Origin of the sequence: Micromonospora sp. NPDC005257 (genome assembly GCF_042872445.1) — a bacterium.
GTDB lineage: Bacteria > Actinomycetota > Actinomycetes > Mycobacteriales > Micromonosporaceae > Micromonospora.
On record NZ_JBIAKL010000005.1, the window covers coordinates 24,494 to 37,642 of the forward strand.

General features: G+C 73.2%; 15 protein-coding genes and 1 tRNA gene. 5 read left to right on the top strand and 11 right to left on the bottom strand.

The window, feature by feature from the left end:
* Positions 1-17: 17 nt before the first annotated feature.
* Positions 18-107, bottom strand: a tRNA-Ser gene (locus ACFYO8_RS12285).
* A gap of 309 nt (positions 108-416) precedes the next feature.
* Between ACFYO8_RS12285 and ACFYO8_RS12290 the strand changes: the two genes are divergently transcribed.
* The gene (locus tag ACFYO8_RS12290) at positions 417-1,391 is read left to right on the top strand and encodes an NAD(P)H-quinone oxidoreductase (protein WP_354866711.1); all 975 of its coding nucleotides are present in this window, start codon (positions 417-419) and stop codon (positions 1,389-1,391) included.
* A 4-nt stretch (positions 1,392-1,395) separates the two neighbouring features.
* Here the strand turns inward: ACFYO8_RS12290 and soxR are convergent, their stop codons facing one another.
* Positions 1,396-1,848, bottom strand: coding sequence for a redox-sensitive transcriptional activator SoxR (soxR, locus tag ACFYO8_RS12295; RefSeq protein WP_354866709.1), 453 nt, complete (start codon positions 1,846-1,848; stop codon positions 1,396-1,398).
* 46 nt (positions 1,849-1,894) lie between these two features.
* Here soxR and ACFYO8_RS12300 point away from each other — a divergent pair, with 46 nt between their 5' ends.
* Together ACFYO8_RS12300 and ACFYO8_RS12305 are read left to right on the top strand one after the other, a co-directional pair.
* Positions 1,895-2,578 (top strand): transketolase, encoded by a 684-nt coding sequence (locus ACFYO8_RS12300; protein ID WP_387189235.1) that lies wholly within the window; start codon positions 1,895-1,897, stop codon positions 2,576-2,578.
* A gap of 14 nt (positions 2,579-2,592) precedes the next feature.
* Entirely contained in the window at positions 2,593-3,468 is an 876-nt protein-coding gene (locus ACFYO8_RS12305) for a transketolase (protein ID WP_354866794.1), read from the top strand.
* A 69-nt stretch (positions 3,469-3,537) separates the two neighbouring features.
* Here the strand turns inward: ACFYO8_RS12305 and ACFYO8_RS12310 are convergent, their stop codons facing one another.
* The 6 genes from ACFYO8_RS12310 to ACFYO8_RS12335 all read right to left on the bottom strand — a co-directional run bounded on the left by ACFYO8_RS12310 (position 3,538) and on the right by ACFYO8_RS12335 (position 8,914).
* Positions 3,538-4,248 carry a glycosyltransferase family 2 protein gene (locus ACFYO8_RS12310; protein ID WP_354866705.1) on the bottom strand — a complete coding sequence of 237 codons (711 nt, stop codon included), beginning with the start codon at positions 4,246-4,248 and terminating at the stop codon, positions 3,538-3,540.
* Positions 4,249-4,327: 79 nt separating this feature from the next.
* Complete coding sequence (locus ACFYO8_RS12315) at positions 4,328-4,915, bottom strand: hypothetical protein (protein ID WP_354866703.1); 588 nt, start codon at positions 4,913-4,915, stop codon at positions 4,328-4,330.
* Between the two features lie 58 nt (positions 4,916-4,973).
* Positions 4,974-6,380, bottom strand: coding sequence for a HAMP domain-containing sensor histidine kinase (locus ACFYO8_RS12320; protein WP_354866701.1), 1,407 nt, complete (start codon positions 6,378-6,380; stop codon positions 4,974-4,976).
* Entirely contained in the window at positions 6,373-7,056 is a 684-nt protein-coding gene (locus ACFYO8_RS12325) for a response regulator transcription factor (RefSeq protein WP_354866699.1), read from the bottom strand. Before ACFYO8_RS12325 ends, ACFYO8_RS12320 begins: the two co-directional genes overlap by 8 nt.
* A gap of 65 nt (positions 7,057-7,121) precedes the next feature.
* Positions 7,122-7,634, bottom strand: coding sequence for a hypothetical protein (locus ACFYO8_RS12330; RefSeq protein ID WP_354866697.1), 513 nt, complete (start codon positions 7,632-7,634; stop codon positions 7,122-7,124).
* 107 nt (positions 7,635-7,741) lie between these two features.
* Positions 7,742-8,914 carry an acetyl-CoA C-acyltransferase gene (locus tag ACFYO8_RS12335; protein ID WP_354866695.1) on the bottom strand — a complete coding sequence of 391 codons (1,173 nt, stop codon included), beginning with the start codon at positions 8,912-8,914 and terminating at the stop codon, positions 7,742-7,744.
* 99 nt (positions 8,915-9,013) lie between these two features.
* On the opposite strand from ACFYO8_RS12335, the gene ACFYO8_RS12340 reads away from it, so the two are divergent.
* Positions 9,014-9,448: a PH domain-containing protein gene (locus ACFYO8_RS12340; RefSeq protein ID WP_354866693.1), complete on the top strand. Its 435-nt coding sequence runs from the start codon at positions 9,014-9,016 to the stop codon at positions 9,446-9,448.
* Positions 9,449-9,451: 3 nt separating this feature from the next.
* On the opposite strand, the gene ACFYO8_RS12345 is transcribed toward ACFYO8_RS12340, so the two are convergent.
* Both ACFYO8_RS12345 and ACFYO8_RS12350 read right to left on the bottom strand, forming a co-directional pair.
* Positions 9,452-10,393 (bottom strand): rhomboid family intramembrane serine protease, encoded by a 942-nt coding sequence (locus tag ACFYO8_RS12345; protein ID WP_354866691.1) that lies wholly within the window; start codon positions 10,391-10,393, stop codon positions 9,452-9,454.
* Positions 10,394-10,418: 25 nt separating this feature from the next.
* On the bottom strand, positions 10,419-10,949 hold the full coding sequence (locus ACFYO8_RS12350; RefSeq protein WP_354866689.1) for a peptidylprolyl isomerase: 531 nt from the start codon (positions 10,947-10,949) through the stop codon (positions 10,419-10,421).
* A gap of 84 nt (positions 10,950-11,033) precedes the next feature.
* Between ACFYO8_RS12350 and ACFYO8_RS12355 the strand changes: the two genes are divergently transcribed.
* On the top strand, positions 11,034-11,873 hold the full coding sequence (locus ACFYO8_RS12355) for a hypothetical protein (RefSeq protein WP_354866687.1): 840 nt from the start codon (positions 11,034-11,036) through the stop codon (positions 11,871-11,873).
* Positions 11,874-11,968: 95 nt separating this feature from the next.
* Here the strand turns inward: ACFYO8_RS12355 and corA are convergent, their stop codons facing one another.
* Positions 11,969-13,117 carry a magnesium/cobalt transporter CorA gene (gene corA / locus ACFYO8_RS12360; protein WP_354866685.1) on the bottom strand — a complete coding sequence of 383 codons (1,149 nt, stop codon included), beginning with the start codon at positions 13,115-13,117 and terminating at the stop codon, positions 11,969-11,971.
* Between the last annotated feature and the right edge of the window lie 32 nt (positions 13,118-13,149).

The following is a 13,149-nucleotide window of genomic DNA, read 5'->3' on the forward strand; positions in this document are numbered from 1 at the left end:
GCATGTTGCTGTCCAGGTGGCGGAGGGTGTGGGATTCGAACCCACGAAGACATCGCTGCCTTACCGGTTTTCAAGACCAGCGCCATCGGCCACTAGGCGAACCCTCCCGGCACGCCCCCGAGGGGTGCGCGACCGGGGACCAGTCTGCCACGAACGCCGTACCGGGCAAGCCGCCGTCCCACCTCCGCTGCGAGAACGGGTGCGTGTGGGAGAGCCCGGCAGTGGTGCTGATCAGCGGAATCATGGCCGCCGACGAGTCCACTGTGGCCGACAGGGCTGGCGCGGCGGCCGCCCCGGGCGGTGCACCTTCGCGACGACGTGTTCCGCCGCATGATCGTCAGCGGGGGGCCGACATGAGGGTGACGGAGATCCTCGCCCGCGCGTGGACCGACGGGCAGATCGGGTAAGACTGAACCATGCGCGCGATCACGATCACGGAACCCGGCGGACCCGAGGCGCTCGTCTGGACCCAGGTGCCGGACCCGGAGCCCGGCCCCGGTGAGGTGATCGTCGAGGTGCGCGCGAGCGCGGTGAACCGGGCCGACCTGTTGCAGCGGCAGGGCCACTACCCGCCGCCGCCGGGCGCGTCCGCGTACCCCGGTCTGGAGTGTTCGGGGACGGTGCGTGCGCTCGGTCCCGGCGTGACCGGCTGGTCGGTGGGCCAGGAGGTCTGCGCGCTGCTGGCCGGCGGCGGGTACGCCGAGCAGGTGGCCGTGCCGGCCGGGCAGTTGCTGCCGGTGCCGGCCGGGGTGGATCTGGTCGACGCGGCGGCGCTGCCGGAGGTGGCCTGCACGGTCTGGTCGAACGTGGTGGACCTGGCCCGGCTGGCCGAGGGGGACACGCTGCTGGTGCACGGCGGTGGCAGCGGGATCGGCACGTTCGCTATCCAGCTCGGCGTGGCGCTCGGCGCGACGGTGGTGACGACCGCCCGAGCGGCGAAGCACGAGCCGCTGCGGGAGCTGGGCGCCGCGCACACGATCGACTACCGCGAGCAGGACTTCGTCGACGAGGTACGCCGGGTCACCGGCGGCCGGGGCGCGGACGTGATCCTGGACATCATGGGCGCGTCCTACCTGCCCCGGAACGTGGCGGCGCTGGCAACCGGCGGGCGGCTCGTGGTGATCGGCATGCAGGGCGGGCGCAAGGGCGAACTCGACCTGGGGATGCTGCTGGCGAAGCGGGCGGCGGTGCACGCGACGGCGTTGCGGTCCCGCCCGGTCGAGGAGAAGGCGGCGATCGTCCGGGGCGTACGCGAGCAGGTGTGGCCCCTGGTGGAGGCGGGCCGGATCCGGCCGGTGGTGCACGCCCGGGTGGACATGGCCGACGCCGCCGCCGCGCACCGCCTGGTGGAGACGAACGACCACCTGGGCAAGGTGCTGCTGGTCCGGTGAGGGGTCAGCCCTGGCCGGGGCGCGGGAGCATGAGGCGCGGGCCGGGGCCCTCGGTGGCGAGCGAGTCGCCGGGGTTGTAGAGCGTGCAGCGCTGCAAGGACAGGCAGCCGCAGCCGATGCAGCCGTCCAGGTCGTCGCGGAGCTTGCCGAGCAGCCGGATCCGCTCGTCCAGCCGGTCCCGCCAGGCGCGGGACAGCGCGGCCCAGTCGTCGGGCGTGGGGGTACGCCCCGACGGCAGCGAGTCGAGCGCCGCCCGGATCTCCTCCAGCGAGACACCGACCTGCTGGGAGATCCGGATGAAGGCCACCCGGCGCAGCTCGGTGCGCGCGTAGCGGCGCTGGTTCCCGCCGGTGCGGGCGGCGTGGATCAGGCCGAGCCGCTCGTAGTAGCGCAGCGCCGAGGGGGCGACGCCGCTGCGGTCGGCGAGCTGCCCGATGGTCAGTGTTGCTTCGTGCATCACACGGCCTTGAGTTGAAGTTCGCTTCAAGTCGGAGGCTATCGGTATGACGACGACCACCGCCACCGAGTTGGGCGCGCTGCTGGACCGGGTGCGCGCCGGCCGCGAGTTCGGCGCCAACGTGTACTCGGCGCTCGACGTGCTCCAGGTGCTCTACGACCGGGTGCTCCGGGTCACCCCGGCCACCGTGGCCGACCCGGACCGGGACCGCTTCCTGCTCTCCAAGGGCCACGCGGTCGCCGGTTACTACGCGCTGCTCGCCGCCCGCGGCTTCGTACCGCCCGAGTGGCTGGACGACCAGGGCGGCCCGGCGAGCCGGCTCGGCGACCACCCCGACCGCACGCTGGTGCCGGGCGTCGAGATCGGTTCCGGTTCGCTCGGCCACGGCCTCGGGCTGGGCGTGGGCACCGTGCTCGGCCTGCGGGCCCAGGGCCGCACCGGACCCCGGGTGTACGTGCTGCTCGGCGACGCCGAACTGGACGAGGGCTCCAACCACGAGGCGATCGCGTACGCGGGCGCGACCGGGCTGGGCAACCTGACCGCGATCGTGCTGGACAACCGCTCGGCCACGCACGGTTGGCCGGGCGGCGCGGCGAGCCGGTTCACGGTGAACGGGTGGAGCGCCACCACAGTCGACGGGCGCGACCACGACGCCCTGCACACCGCCCTCACCGGGCACGACGAGCACCGGCCGCACGTCGTCGTCGCGGTCGTCACGGACGGGGAGTGACGATGAGCAGCACCATGCGGGACGCGTTCGTGACAAGCACCGAGGAGGTGCTCGCCGATCCGCGTACGACAGTCGTGCTCGCCGACATCTCCGCCGACGCGTTCGAGCCGGCCGCCGCCCGGTACCCGGACCGGGTGATCAACGTGGGCATCCGGGAGCAGTTGATGATCGGGGTGGCCGGTGGGCTGGCGCTGACCGGGCAGCGGCCGATCGTGCACAGCTACGCCCCGTTCCTGGTCGAGCGGGCGTACGAGCAGATCAAGCTGGACCTCGACCACCAGGACGTCGGCGCGGTGCTCGTCGGCATCGGCGGCTCGTACGACCGGGCGGCGGCGGGACGCACCCACCTCGCGCCGGCCGACGTGGCGCTGCTCGACACGCTCCACTGCTGGACCGTGCACGTGCCGGGGCACCCGGACGAGGTCCGGCCACTGCTGCGAAACGTGGTGTGCGGGCAGGAATCGGCGTACCTGCGGTTGTCCGTCCAGACCAACGCGCAGGCGTACCCGCAGGCGGGCGACCTGCACGTGGTCCGGGACGCCGGGCCGGGCGCGCCGCTGCTGGTGGCGGTCGGTCCGGTGCTGGACGCGGCGGTGGCCGCGGTCGCCGGCCGGGCGGTCACCGTGGCCTACACCCACCGGCCGCGGCCGTTCGACACGGCCGGGTTGCGGGCGCTCGCCGGCACCGAGGTGATCCTGGTCGAGCCGTACCTGGCGGGCACCTCGGCGCGGGTGGTGTCCGAGGCGCTGACCGACCGGCCGCACCGGCTGCTCGCGCTCGGGGTGGGCCGCAGGGACCTGCGCCGCTACGGCAGCACCGAGGACCACGAGCGCTGGCACGGCCTGGACGCCGCAGGGCTGCGCCGCTCGGTCGATGCGTTCCTCACCTGAACGGCCCGGACACGACGGAACCCCGCGACCTCGGCTCGTGCCGGGATCCCGGGGTTCCGTCGGTGGGGCTCAGTGCGCGGCGGAGGGACCGGCCGGGCGGCGGCGGGCGCGCTCGCGGGCCAGGATCCAGATCGCCTCGACGCCGTCCTTCCAGGTGATCTTCTTGCCCTCCTCGCGGCCCCGCGCGCGGTAGCTGATCGGCACCTCGTAAGGGCGGATGCGGCGGCGCAGCAGCTTGCCGGTGACCTCGGCCTCCATGCCGAAACCACGGGCGCGGACCTCGAGCGAGCGGTACAGCTCCAGCGGCATCAGCTTGAAGCAGGTCTCCAGGTCGCCGATGTAGGAGTTGTAGAGCACGTTCGCGGCGAGCGTGACGCCCTTGTTGCCCATCACGTACCAGAAGCTGTACGAGCTGTGGCTGCCGAAGGTCCGGTTGCCGTAGACGACAGTCGCCCGGCCGTCCAGCACCGGCTCCAGCAGGCGCGGGATGTCCTGCGGGTCGTACTCCAGGTCGGCGTCGAGGATGACCATGTACTCGCCCTCGGCGCTGTCGACCGCCGTCTTGATGGCCGCGCCCTTACCGGCGTTGCGCTGGTGGGTGATCACCCGTAGGCGGGCGTCGTCGACCCGGCCGAGGACCTCGCCGGTGCCGTCCCGGCTGCCGTCGTCCACGACGACCAGCTCGATCTCGCAGGGGTAGTCGACGGCCAATGCCTGCTTGAGGGCATCCGCGATACGTTCTTCCTCGTTATAGACCGGCATGAGGATCGAGAGCTTCACGGAATCTCCACGGAGGCGATGGCAGGTCGGGGCATAGCGTAGCCTGGCACATTGCTCAGGTCACGACAGGCCAGGCACTCTATTCCTGGCGAAGCGGCACCACCACCAGTCGGGCCACGCTCTTGTCGCCGTCCTTCGCGCCGGCCACCCCGACCGTCGTACCGATCCTGATGTCGGTCGATCGGATCGTGGCCCGCCGCTCGACCACCCGCAGCTTCTCACCGAACGTCCACGTCGCTGTGAAGCCGTCGGTGGACTTGACGGTCATCGACCTGTCGTCGATCGCGGTCACCTCGCCGCGCTGAACCGCCACCGTCTTCGTACCGCCGTCCCTGGTCCGCACCACCGCCTCGCCGTGCAGCGTGTTGCGCCGCAGCAGCACCCGGGCCCGGTGCCGCTTGTGCCCCTCCTTCGCGCGCTCGCCCCTGCCGCCCGGCCCGGCCTGCGGCGTGCCCGACGGCGCCGGCGCGGCGACCGGATCCACGTCCAGTTCGCCGGCCTCCACGCCGAGCGCGGCGAGCGCCTGGCCGTCCACGCCCAGGGCGGCGCTCACCTCGACCGCCTCGCCGGGCGCCGGGCCGGACCGGGCCGCGCCGCACCCGGCGAGCCCGAGCGCCGCGACGGCGAGCAGTGCGGTGGCGCCGGTGACGATTCGCTGACGTGTCATCTGTGGTCCTCTCCTCACGGTGGTGGACCGAGCGTTCCGCACCGACGCGAGAGGACGGTCAAGCCGATGTTCGGGCCCGGTAAGGATCCGCGGGTACCCGGACCGTGAACGCGGCCCCGCCCTCCGGGGCGTGCCCGGCGGCGATGTCCCCGCCGAGCCGCCGGACCAGCCCGGCGGCGAGCGCAAGGCCGAGCCCGCTGCCCACCTTGCGCACCCCCCGGTACCGCTCGTGCAACGCGCCGCGCTCGAACGCCACCCTCAGGTCGTCGTCGGTGAAGCCGGGTCCGCCGTCCCGGACCTCCAGCACCCCGCCGCCGGCCGGGCCGGCCGTCCGCACCGCGAGCACCACCGGCGCCCCCGGGGGTACGACCCGCAGCGCGTTCTCCAGCAGCCCGTCCACCACCTGCCGGATCCGGCCCGGATCGGTGTACGCCGGCACCGGCTCACCCTGCGTCTCCAGCCGGAACGGCACCCCGAGCGCGGCGCACCGGCCGGACCAGGTGCGCTCCGCGTCGACGGCGATCCGGGTCAGGTCGACCGGCACCGGCTCCAGCGGGAAGTCGACCGCTTCCAACCGGGCCAGTGCCAGCAGGTCGCGGACCAGCCGGTCCAGGTGTTCGGCCTCGGCGAGCACGGTCCGGCCGGTCGCCGGCACCGCGTCGGCCTCGATCACCCCGTCGGCCAGCGCCTCGGCATAGCCGCGGATGGCGGTGAGCGGGGTACGCAACTCGTGCGAGACGGAGAGCAGGAACTCGCGCTGCCGTCCCTCGCTCGTGGCGAGCGCGGCGGCCAGGCCGTTCAGCGCGTACGCCAGGTCCGCCACCTCGTCGGGCGGCTCGACCGGCACCCGGACCGCCCGGTCCCCGGCACGCAGCCGCGCGGCGGCCGTGGCGGCGGTACGGATCGGCCGGGCCAGCCGGCGGGCGAGCAGCGCTCCGGCGGCCGCCCCGGCGGCGAGCCCGGCAAGCAGCGGCAGCCAGAGCCCACGCAGCACCTGCCGCCAGGGTCCGGTGCTACGGGCCCGGGTCAGCACCACCCCGTCCCGGCCGGGCAGCGCCCGCGCCTCGACCAGCCGGCGTTCCCCGTCGACCAGCCGCCGGCCGGAGACGTTCTCACCACCGGCCACCCGTGTCACGAGCGGTCTGGGCAGGCCCGGCCGGTCGGCCCGGCCGTCGCGGATCACGTACACCTCGATCTGCTGCTGTCGCAGTTGCCGGACGAGCCGGTCCCCGGCGCTGTCGCGCTGGCGGGCCGGCCGCACCCGGAGCACGTCGGCGGCGAGCCGGGCCTGGGCAGCGAGCGCCTCCTGGTCCCGGCGCTCCGCGCCGCGTACCGCCAGGGGCACCGCGACGAGCGCGGTGACGAGCACCGACACCAGCGCCACCGCGCAGGTGGCCAGCACGGCGCGGGCGGTGAGCGTCCGCCCGGGACGGCGCCGCGTCGGCCCGGTCCGTTGTTCAGGCATCGGCCGCGTATCCGACGCCCCGATGGGTGCGGATCACGCTCGCCGGGCCGAGTTTGGCCCGTACCTGCGCCACGTGCACGTCGACGGTCCGGGTGCCGGCGTGTGCCGCGTACCCCCACACGCCGGCCAGCAGTTCCTCCCGGGTGAACACCCGGCCGGGGCGGGCCATCAGGTGGGCCAGCAGGTCGAACTCGGTGGAGGTGAGCTGCACCGCCGTACCGGCGGCGGTCACCGTCCGGCGGCCCGGGTCGAGCGTGACGGCACCGAGCGTGCGGGGCTGGCCGGCGGGCGTGCCGGCGGTGCGGCGGAGCACCGCCCGTAACCGGGCGAGCAGCTCACGAGGGCTGAACGGCTTGGTGACGTAGTCGTCAGCGCCCAGTTCCAGGCCGACGACGCGGTCCACCTCGTCGTCGCGGGCGGTGAGGAAGATGACCGGCGTCCAGTCGCCGTCCGCGCGCAGCCTGCGGCAGATCTCGGTGCCGGCCAGGCCGGGCAGCGCGATGTCGAGCACGCAGGCCACCGGGCGCAGGCGCCGCGCGGCGGCCAGCCCGGCCTCGCCGTCACGTTCCAGGTGTACGCCGAACCCGTCCCGGGTCAGATAGAGCCGGACCAGGTCGGCGATGGCCGGCTCGTCCTCCACCACGAGGACGAGTCCGGGCGGGGCGGCGATGGTCACCGGCCCATGATGACCGACCGGTGGCCGCCCGGCGGCTCAGTGGATGTTCGGATCCGGTAAGGACGTCAGCGAGCCGTAGCCGGACGCAGCACCGGGGGCCGGGCGTCCGCGAGCGACTCACCGATGGTCGCCACCACCCGCTCGGCCGGGGTACGCAGGCGGGTCCGGAAGGCGTGGTTGAGCAGCGCGTCGAGCTGCCACACCTGCTTCGGATGACGGGTACGCAGGACGAAGCGCTCGCGTGCCCCGTCGATCGCGGTCGCCGCCAGTCCCACGCAGTGCGCGCGGGCGTCCGGGCTCCACGTCACGTTGCTCAGCTCGCGCAGTTCGGTGTTGAGGTGCAGGCGCAGCCGGTGCAGCACCCGGGTCTGCCGGGTGACCACCAGGCGGCGGTGGGTGAGCAGCATCAGGTAGTCGCCGCCGATCGGGTCGTCCGGGCGGCTGCATCGGGTGACCAGGATGGTCGCGTCGCCGGAGCCGACGCACCGGCGGAACACCGGCATGTGCCGGGTGACGGTCTGGGTCGCCAGGCCGGTGTCGGCGGCGGCCGGAAGGAACGTTCGCGAGAACACGTCCATGTCAGGTGCAACGAGCCGATGACCTGGGGTGATATGGGCCACGACCGATTTCTGGAACTTCCACACCTGCACGTCGCACCAGCGGTGCGACTCCGCCGCCGGTCGGATCAGAGCAGCTCGACGATCGTGGCGTTGGCCATGCCGCCTCCCTCGCACATGGTCTGGAGGCCGTAGCGGATGCCGTTGTCCCGCATGTGCTGGAGCATCGTGGTCATGATCCGCGCACCGGACCCGCCGAGCGGGTGACCCAGCGCGATGGCCCCGCCCCGGGGGTTGAGCCGCTCCGGGTCCGCCTCGGTCTCGGCCAGCCAGGCCAGCGGCACCGAGGCGAACGCCTCGTTCACCTCGTACACCCCGATCTCCTCGATGCCCAGCCCCGCGCGGCGCAGCGCCTTCGCGGTGGCCGGGATCGGCGCGGTGAGCATGGTGACCGGGTCGTCGGCGGCGACCACGGCGGTGTGCACCCGGGCCAGCGGGCGCAGGCCGTGCCGGCTGGCCCACTCGGCCGTGGTGACCGCGAGCGCGGCGGCGCCGTCGGAGATCTGCGACGCGGACCCGGCGGTGACCACGCCGTCGGCGCGGAACGGGGTGGCCAGCTCGCCCAGCTTCGCCAGCGAGGTGTCACGGCGGATGCCCTCGTCGGCGGAGAACTTGCCGCCGTCGGCGAGCGCCACCGGCGCCAGCTCGGCCTCGAACGCGCCCGCGTCCTGTGCGGCTGCCGCCTTCTCGTGGCTGGCCAGCGCGAACTCGTCGAGCTGAGTACGCGAGAGGCGCCACCGCTGGGCGATCAGCTCGGCTCCGACGCCCTGGTTGAACGGAAGTGGCGAGTCCGTGGCGACGCCCTCGACACCGCGGTAACGCTCCAGGATCGCCGGGCTGAACGGCATGCCGCCGGCGACGCTGGAACCCATCGGCACCCGGGTCATCGACTCGACGCCACCCGCGACAACCAGGTCGGCCTGGCCGGAGAGGACCGTCGCGGCGGCGAAGTGCAGCGCCTGCTGGCTCGACCCGCACTGGCGGTCGAGCGTGGTGCCGGGGACCGACTCCGGCCAGCCGGCCGCGAGCACGGCGTTGCGGGCCACGTTCCAGGACTGCTCGCCGACCTGCGACACGCAGCCCCACATCACGTCGTCGACCTGGCCGGGATCGATGCCGGTGCGCTCGGCGAGAGCGCGCAGCACGTGCGCTGAGAGGTCGACCGGGTGCACTCCGGCGAGGCTGCCCTTGCGCCGCCCGACCGGGGTCCGTACCGCGCCGACGATGACCGCGTCACTCATGTCTACTCCCGGGTAACCTCGCTTGCCCCGATACTACGTGCTGAGCCGACCGGTCGTCCTCCCCCGGCGTGCGGCCGGGGCGGCTGGCATGCTGGGCGGATGGATCCACAGTCGCCGCCGGCCCGGCAGTGGCGGGTGCCGCGCGAGGTGCCGGTGCTCAAGGCGCTCGGCGCGCTCGCGCTCGTCGCTCTGGGGCTGGTCTTCGCCGGCGGTGACCCGGTCCGTCCGGGGCTGGCCGGGCTGGCCGCCGCCGGTCTGCTCGGCTGGGCGCTGCGCGACGTGGTCGCACCGGTCCGCCTCACCGTCGACCCGGACGGGCTCACCGTGCTACGGGGGTTCGCCGGGCGACGCCGGCTGCCGTGGGACACGGTGGAGGCGATCCGCCTGGACCGGCGCAGCCGACGCGGGATCACCGCCGAGGCGCTGGAGATCGACGCCGGGGAGTCGCTGCACCTGTTCGGCCGCCGCGACCTGGACGCGCCGCTGGACGAGGTGGCGGCGGCGCTGACCGAGGCCCGCCCGACCGCGGGCTGACGCTCAGCCGAGCAGCGCGGCGGTGCGGACGAGGGTCAGGCCGATCAGCGCGACCAGCACGATCGCGCAGCCCGCCACCTGGAACACGGTCCGCCGCGACTGTGGCGCGTACGCCAGGACCAGCGCCACCAGCGCGCCGGCCACCAGGCCGCCGAGGTGCCCGGCCACCGAGATGCTCGGCACGGTGAACGTGAAGATCAGGTTGATCACCAGGATCGGCACGATCGCCGAGGTGTCCCGGCCGAGCCGCCGCATGATCACGAAGATGGCGGCGAACAGGCCGAAGACGGCGGTCGAGGCGCCGGCCGTGAAGCGGTTCGGCTCGGTGAAGACGTAGGCCGCGACGTTGCCGCCCAGCCCGGCGAGCAGGTAGAGCGCCAGGAAGCGCAGCGGCCCGAGCACCGCCTCCAGCGTCCGGCCGAGCACCCAGAGCGCCCACATGTTCAGCAGCAGGTGCAGCACGCCGTAGTGCAGGAACATGGCGGTGACCAGCCGGTACCACTCGCCGTCGGCCACCCCGCCGATGGTGTCGTCGGGGAAGCGCGCCAGGCCGAGCACCGCCCCCCACTCGGTGAGCGGGGTCCCGCTGCCCATCAGGCCGCCCAGGCCGCCACCGGCCACCGCGGCCCCGCTGCGGGCCGAGAGGATGGACAGCAGCATCATCGCCACGTTCAGCGCGATCAGCGCCTTCGTGACGTTGCCCCGGCGGCCGGCGGCACCGCCACCGAAGGCGGTACGCGCCGGCCGCACGCTGCGGCGTCCCTCGGCGACGCACTCCGGGCACTGGTGGCCCACGGAGGCGTCCCGCATGCACTCGGTGCAGACCGGCCGGTCGCACCGGCTGCACCGGATGTACGTCTCCCGACCGGGGTGCCGGTAGCAGACCGGAGTGGTCGGCACCGGACCCCCGGTGGCGTCGCCTGGCTGGCCGAAGCGCTCAGTCATGCGAGCAAAGGTACAGGCGTGCCGCTCAGGACTGCTTGCGCTCGATCTCGACCCGCTCGATCACCACGTCCTGCAGCGGCCGGTCGCTCGGGCCGGTCGGGGTGTTGGCGATCGAGTCGACCACCTTCACGGACTGCTCGTCGGCCACCTGGCCGAAGATGGTGTGCCGGTTGTTCAGGTGTGGCGTGGGCGACACCGTGATGAAGAACTGCGAGCCGTTGGTGCCCGGCCCGGCGTTCGCCATGGCCAGCAGGTACGGCCGGTCGAAGCGCAGCTCGGGGTGGAACTCGTCGGCGAACTTGTAGCCCGGACCACCGCGACCGGTGCCGGTCGGGTCGCCCATCTGAATCATGAAACCGCTGATCACACGGTGCGAGACGGTGCCGTCGTAGTACGGCCCGCTGCCCGGCTGACCGGTGCGCGGATCGGTGTACTCCCGGGTGCCCTCGGCCAGCTCCACGAAGTTGCGGACGGTCTTCGGCGCGTGGTTCGGGAAGAGCTCCAGCCGGATCGGGCCGGCGTTGGTGTGCAAGGTGGCGTAGACAGCCTCGGCCACGGGTACTCCTCACTCGTAGTTCAGTTCCTTGCGGATCCTCCCATGTGCCCGATCTGGCCATGCGGAGGCATTCGAAGGTGGAGGATGACGAAGGAACAACTCCCAGGAGGTGGGACCGTGTTTGGAATCGGGCGGCGAAAGACCCAGGGCCAGCTCGCCAAGGTCGAGTTGAACCAGGGCATCGGTCACCTGCGGCAGGCCGCGACGCACGCGGCGAAGGGCGCCGGCGCCACTGTCGGCCCGCGGGTCCAGGCAGCCCGGGTCGCCGTCGCGCCGACCGCGGTCATCGTGCGGGACCGGGCGTCCAGCGGCTTCGCGTCGACCGCCGCGGCGCTCGCGCCGGTGATGCTGGCCGTGCGCAACGCCCGGGTCGAGGCCGCCGGCAAGGCGTCGAGCGGCCGCAAGGTGATGGCCGCGAAGCAGACCGCGGTGACGAAGAAGGCGAAGAACATGAAGGCCGGAAAGAAGAAGCAGCGCAGGTCGCGGGGCATGACCGCAGGCCTGTTGGTGGCGGGCACCGTCGCCGGCCTGGCCGGTGCGATGGCCCTGCGCCGCCGTCGTGAGCAGCAGGAGTGGGCCGAGTACGACCCGACCGGCACGCTCAACTCGGCCGACACGCTCGGCGCGAGCGGTCGGGACAAGCTGGAGCCGATGCGGGAGGACGTGGACACGATCGTGGTGGAGACCCCGGACGCGAGCGCGAAGGTGACGCAGGCCGGCCCGACCGGCGCCGGTTCCTCGGCGGTGGCCAATGGCAGCAGCGCGTCGACCGCCACCTCCGGCAGCCAGCCGGTGATCCACCCCAACGACCAGGTCCCCTCCGTCGCCGAGGGTGCCCGGGACGTCACCGGTCGCCCGGCCGACGACATCACCAAGGCCGTGCAGGCCGGCAAGAACGCCGCGAAGGCCAGCGGTCGCCGCTGACCTCGTACCGTCGGATCAGCGCCGGCACGCGGGACACCCCGCGTGGCCGGCGCTTCCGCGTGTACGGGGAACCGGCCCGGCGGGGGTGACGTCGGTTACAGCCAGCCGTTGCGCCGGAACAGACGGTAGAGAGTGAAGGACGCCGCGAGCATCATCGCCCAGACGCCCGGATAGCCGTACGTCCATTTCAACTCGGGCATGTTGTCGAAGTTCATGCCGTAGATGCCGGCGATCGCCGTCCACACCGCACCGATCGCGGCCCAGGCGGCGATCTTGCGCATGTCGTTGTTCTGGTCGACGGTGACCTGGGCCAACCGGGCCTGCAGGATCGAGTTGAGCAGGTCGTCGTAGGAGTTCACCTGCTCGACCGTGCGGCTGAGATGGTCCTGCACGTCCCGGAAGTAGCGCCGCACCTCCTGCGGCACCGCGCGGTTGACCTGCGAGGTCAGCGTCATCAGCGGGCGCTGCAACGGCACCACCGCCCGCTTGAACTCGACCAGCTCCCGCTTCATCTGGTAGATCCGCTGGATCCGGCCGCTGCTCTGCCGGTCGAAGACGTCCGCCTCCAGCACGTCGAGGTCGTCCTCCAGCCGGTCGGCCACCTCCAGGTAGAGGTCCACCACACGGTCGGTGATCGCGTACGCGACCGCCCACGGGCCGTGCTCCAGCAGGTCCCGCTTCTCCTCCAGGTCGGCGCGGACCGGCGCCAGCCGGCAGGCGTCACCGTGGCGCACGCTGATCACGAAGTGCGGCCCGATGAAGAGCATCACCTGGCCGGTCTCCACCACCTCGGAGTTCTCGGTCAGCTCGGCGTGCTCGCAGTAGCGGGCGGTGCGCAGCACCAGGAAGACGATCTCACCGAAGCGTTCCAGCTTCGGCCGCTGCTGGGCCTTGACCGCGTCCTCCACGGCCAGTTCGTGCAGGCCGAAGGTGACGGCGATCTCGGTCATCTCGGTCAGGTCCGGCTCGTGCAGGCCGAGCCAGACGAAGCCGTCCCGCTCCTGCCGGGCGGCGGCCAGCGCCTCGGCGTAGTGAGGGCGGCCGGGACGGCGCTCGCCGTCGACGTACAGCCCGCAGTCGACGATCCCGCTGCGCTCCGGTCCGGCCGGCTGGGCCGTACGCGGGGAGCCGTCCGCGTTGAGGATGCGGGACATCGCGCGTACCGGGGCCGACCAGGCGCGGGGGCGCAGCGCCCGGTTGCTTTCGGCGCCGGCGGTGCGGTCGCGTGCCACCCGGTCCGTCATCTCTCGCCCCCTTCCCCTAGAGCTGCGGCTTG

Excerpts from the sequence above, each read along its gene's own strand:
- ACFYO8_RS12330 (WP_354866697.1), bottom strand. The coding sequence starts at position 7,634 with ATGGACGTGTTCTCGCGAACGTTCCTTCCGGCCGCCGCCGACACCGGC.
- ACFYO8_RS12320 (WP_354866701.1), bottom strand. The coding sequence starts at position 6,380 with ATGCCTGAACAACGGACCGGGCCGACGCGGCGCCGTCCCGGGCGGACG.
- soxR (WP_354866709.1), bottom strand. The coding sequence starts at position 1,848 with ATGCACGAAGCAACACTGACCATCGGGCAGCTCGCCGACCGCAGCGGC.
- corA (WP_354866685.1), bottom strand. The coding sequence starts at position 13,117 with ATGACGGACCGGGTGGCACGCGACCGCACCGCCGGCGCCGAAAGCAAC.
- ACFYO8_RS12305 (WP_354866794.1), top strand. The coding sequence starts at position 2,593 with ATGCGGGACGCGTTCGTGACAAGCACCGAGGAGGTGCTCGCCGATCCG.
- ACFYO8_RS12335 (WP_354866695.1), bottom strand. The coding sequence starts at position 8,914 with ATGAGTGACGCGGTCATCGTCGGCGCGGTACGGACCCCGGTCGGGCGG.
- ACFYO8_RS12355 (WP_354866687.1), top strand. The coding sequence starts at position 11,034 with ATGACGAAGGAACAACTCCCAGGAGGTGGGACCGTGTTTGGAATCGGG.
- ACFYO8_RS12300 (WP_387189235.1), top strand. The coding sequence starts at position 1,895 with ATGACGACGACCACCGCCACCGAGTTGGGCGCGCTGCTGGACCGGGTG.
- ACFYO8_RS12315 (WP_354866703.1), bottom strand. The coding sequence starts at position 4,915 with ATGACACGTCAGCGAATCGTCACCGGCGCCACCGCACTGCTCGCCGTC.
- ACFYO8_RS12290 (WP_354866711.1), top strand. The coding sequence starts at position 417 with ATGCGCGCGATCACGATCACGGAACCCGGCGGACCCGAGGCGCTCGTC.
- ACFYO8_RS12340 (WP_354866693.1), top strand. The coding sequence starts at position 9,014 with ATGGATCCACAGTCGCCGCCGGCCCGGCAGTGGCGGGTGCCGCGCGAG.
- ACFYO8_RS12345 (WP_354866691.1), bottom strand. The coding sequence starts at position 10,393 with ATGACTGAGCGCTTCGGCCAGCCAGGCGACGCCACCGGGGGTCCGGTG.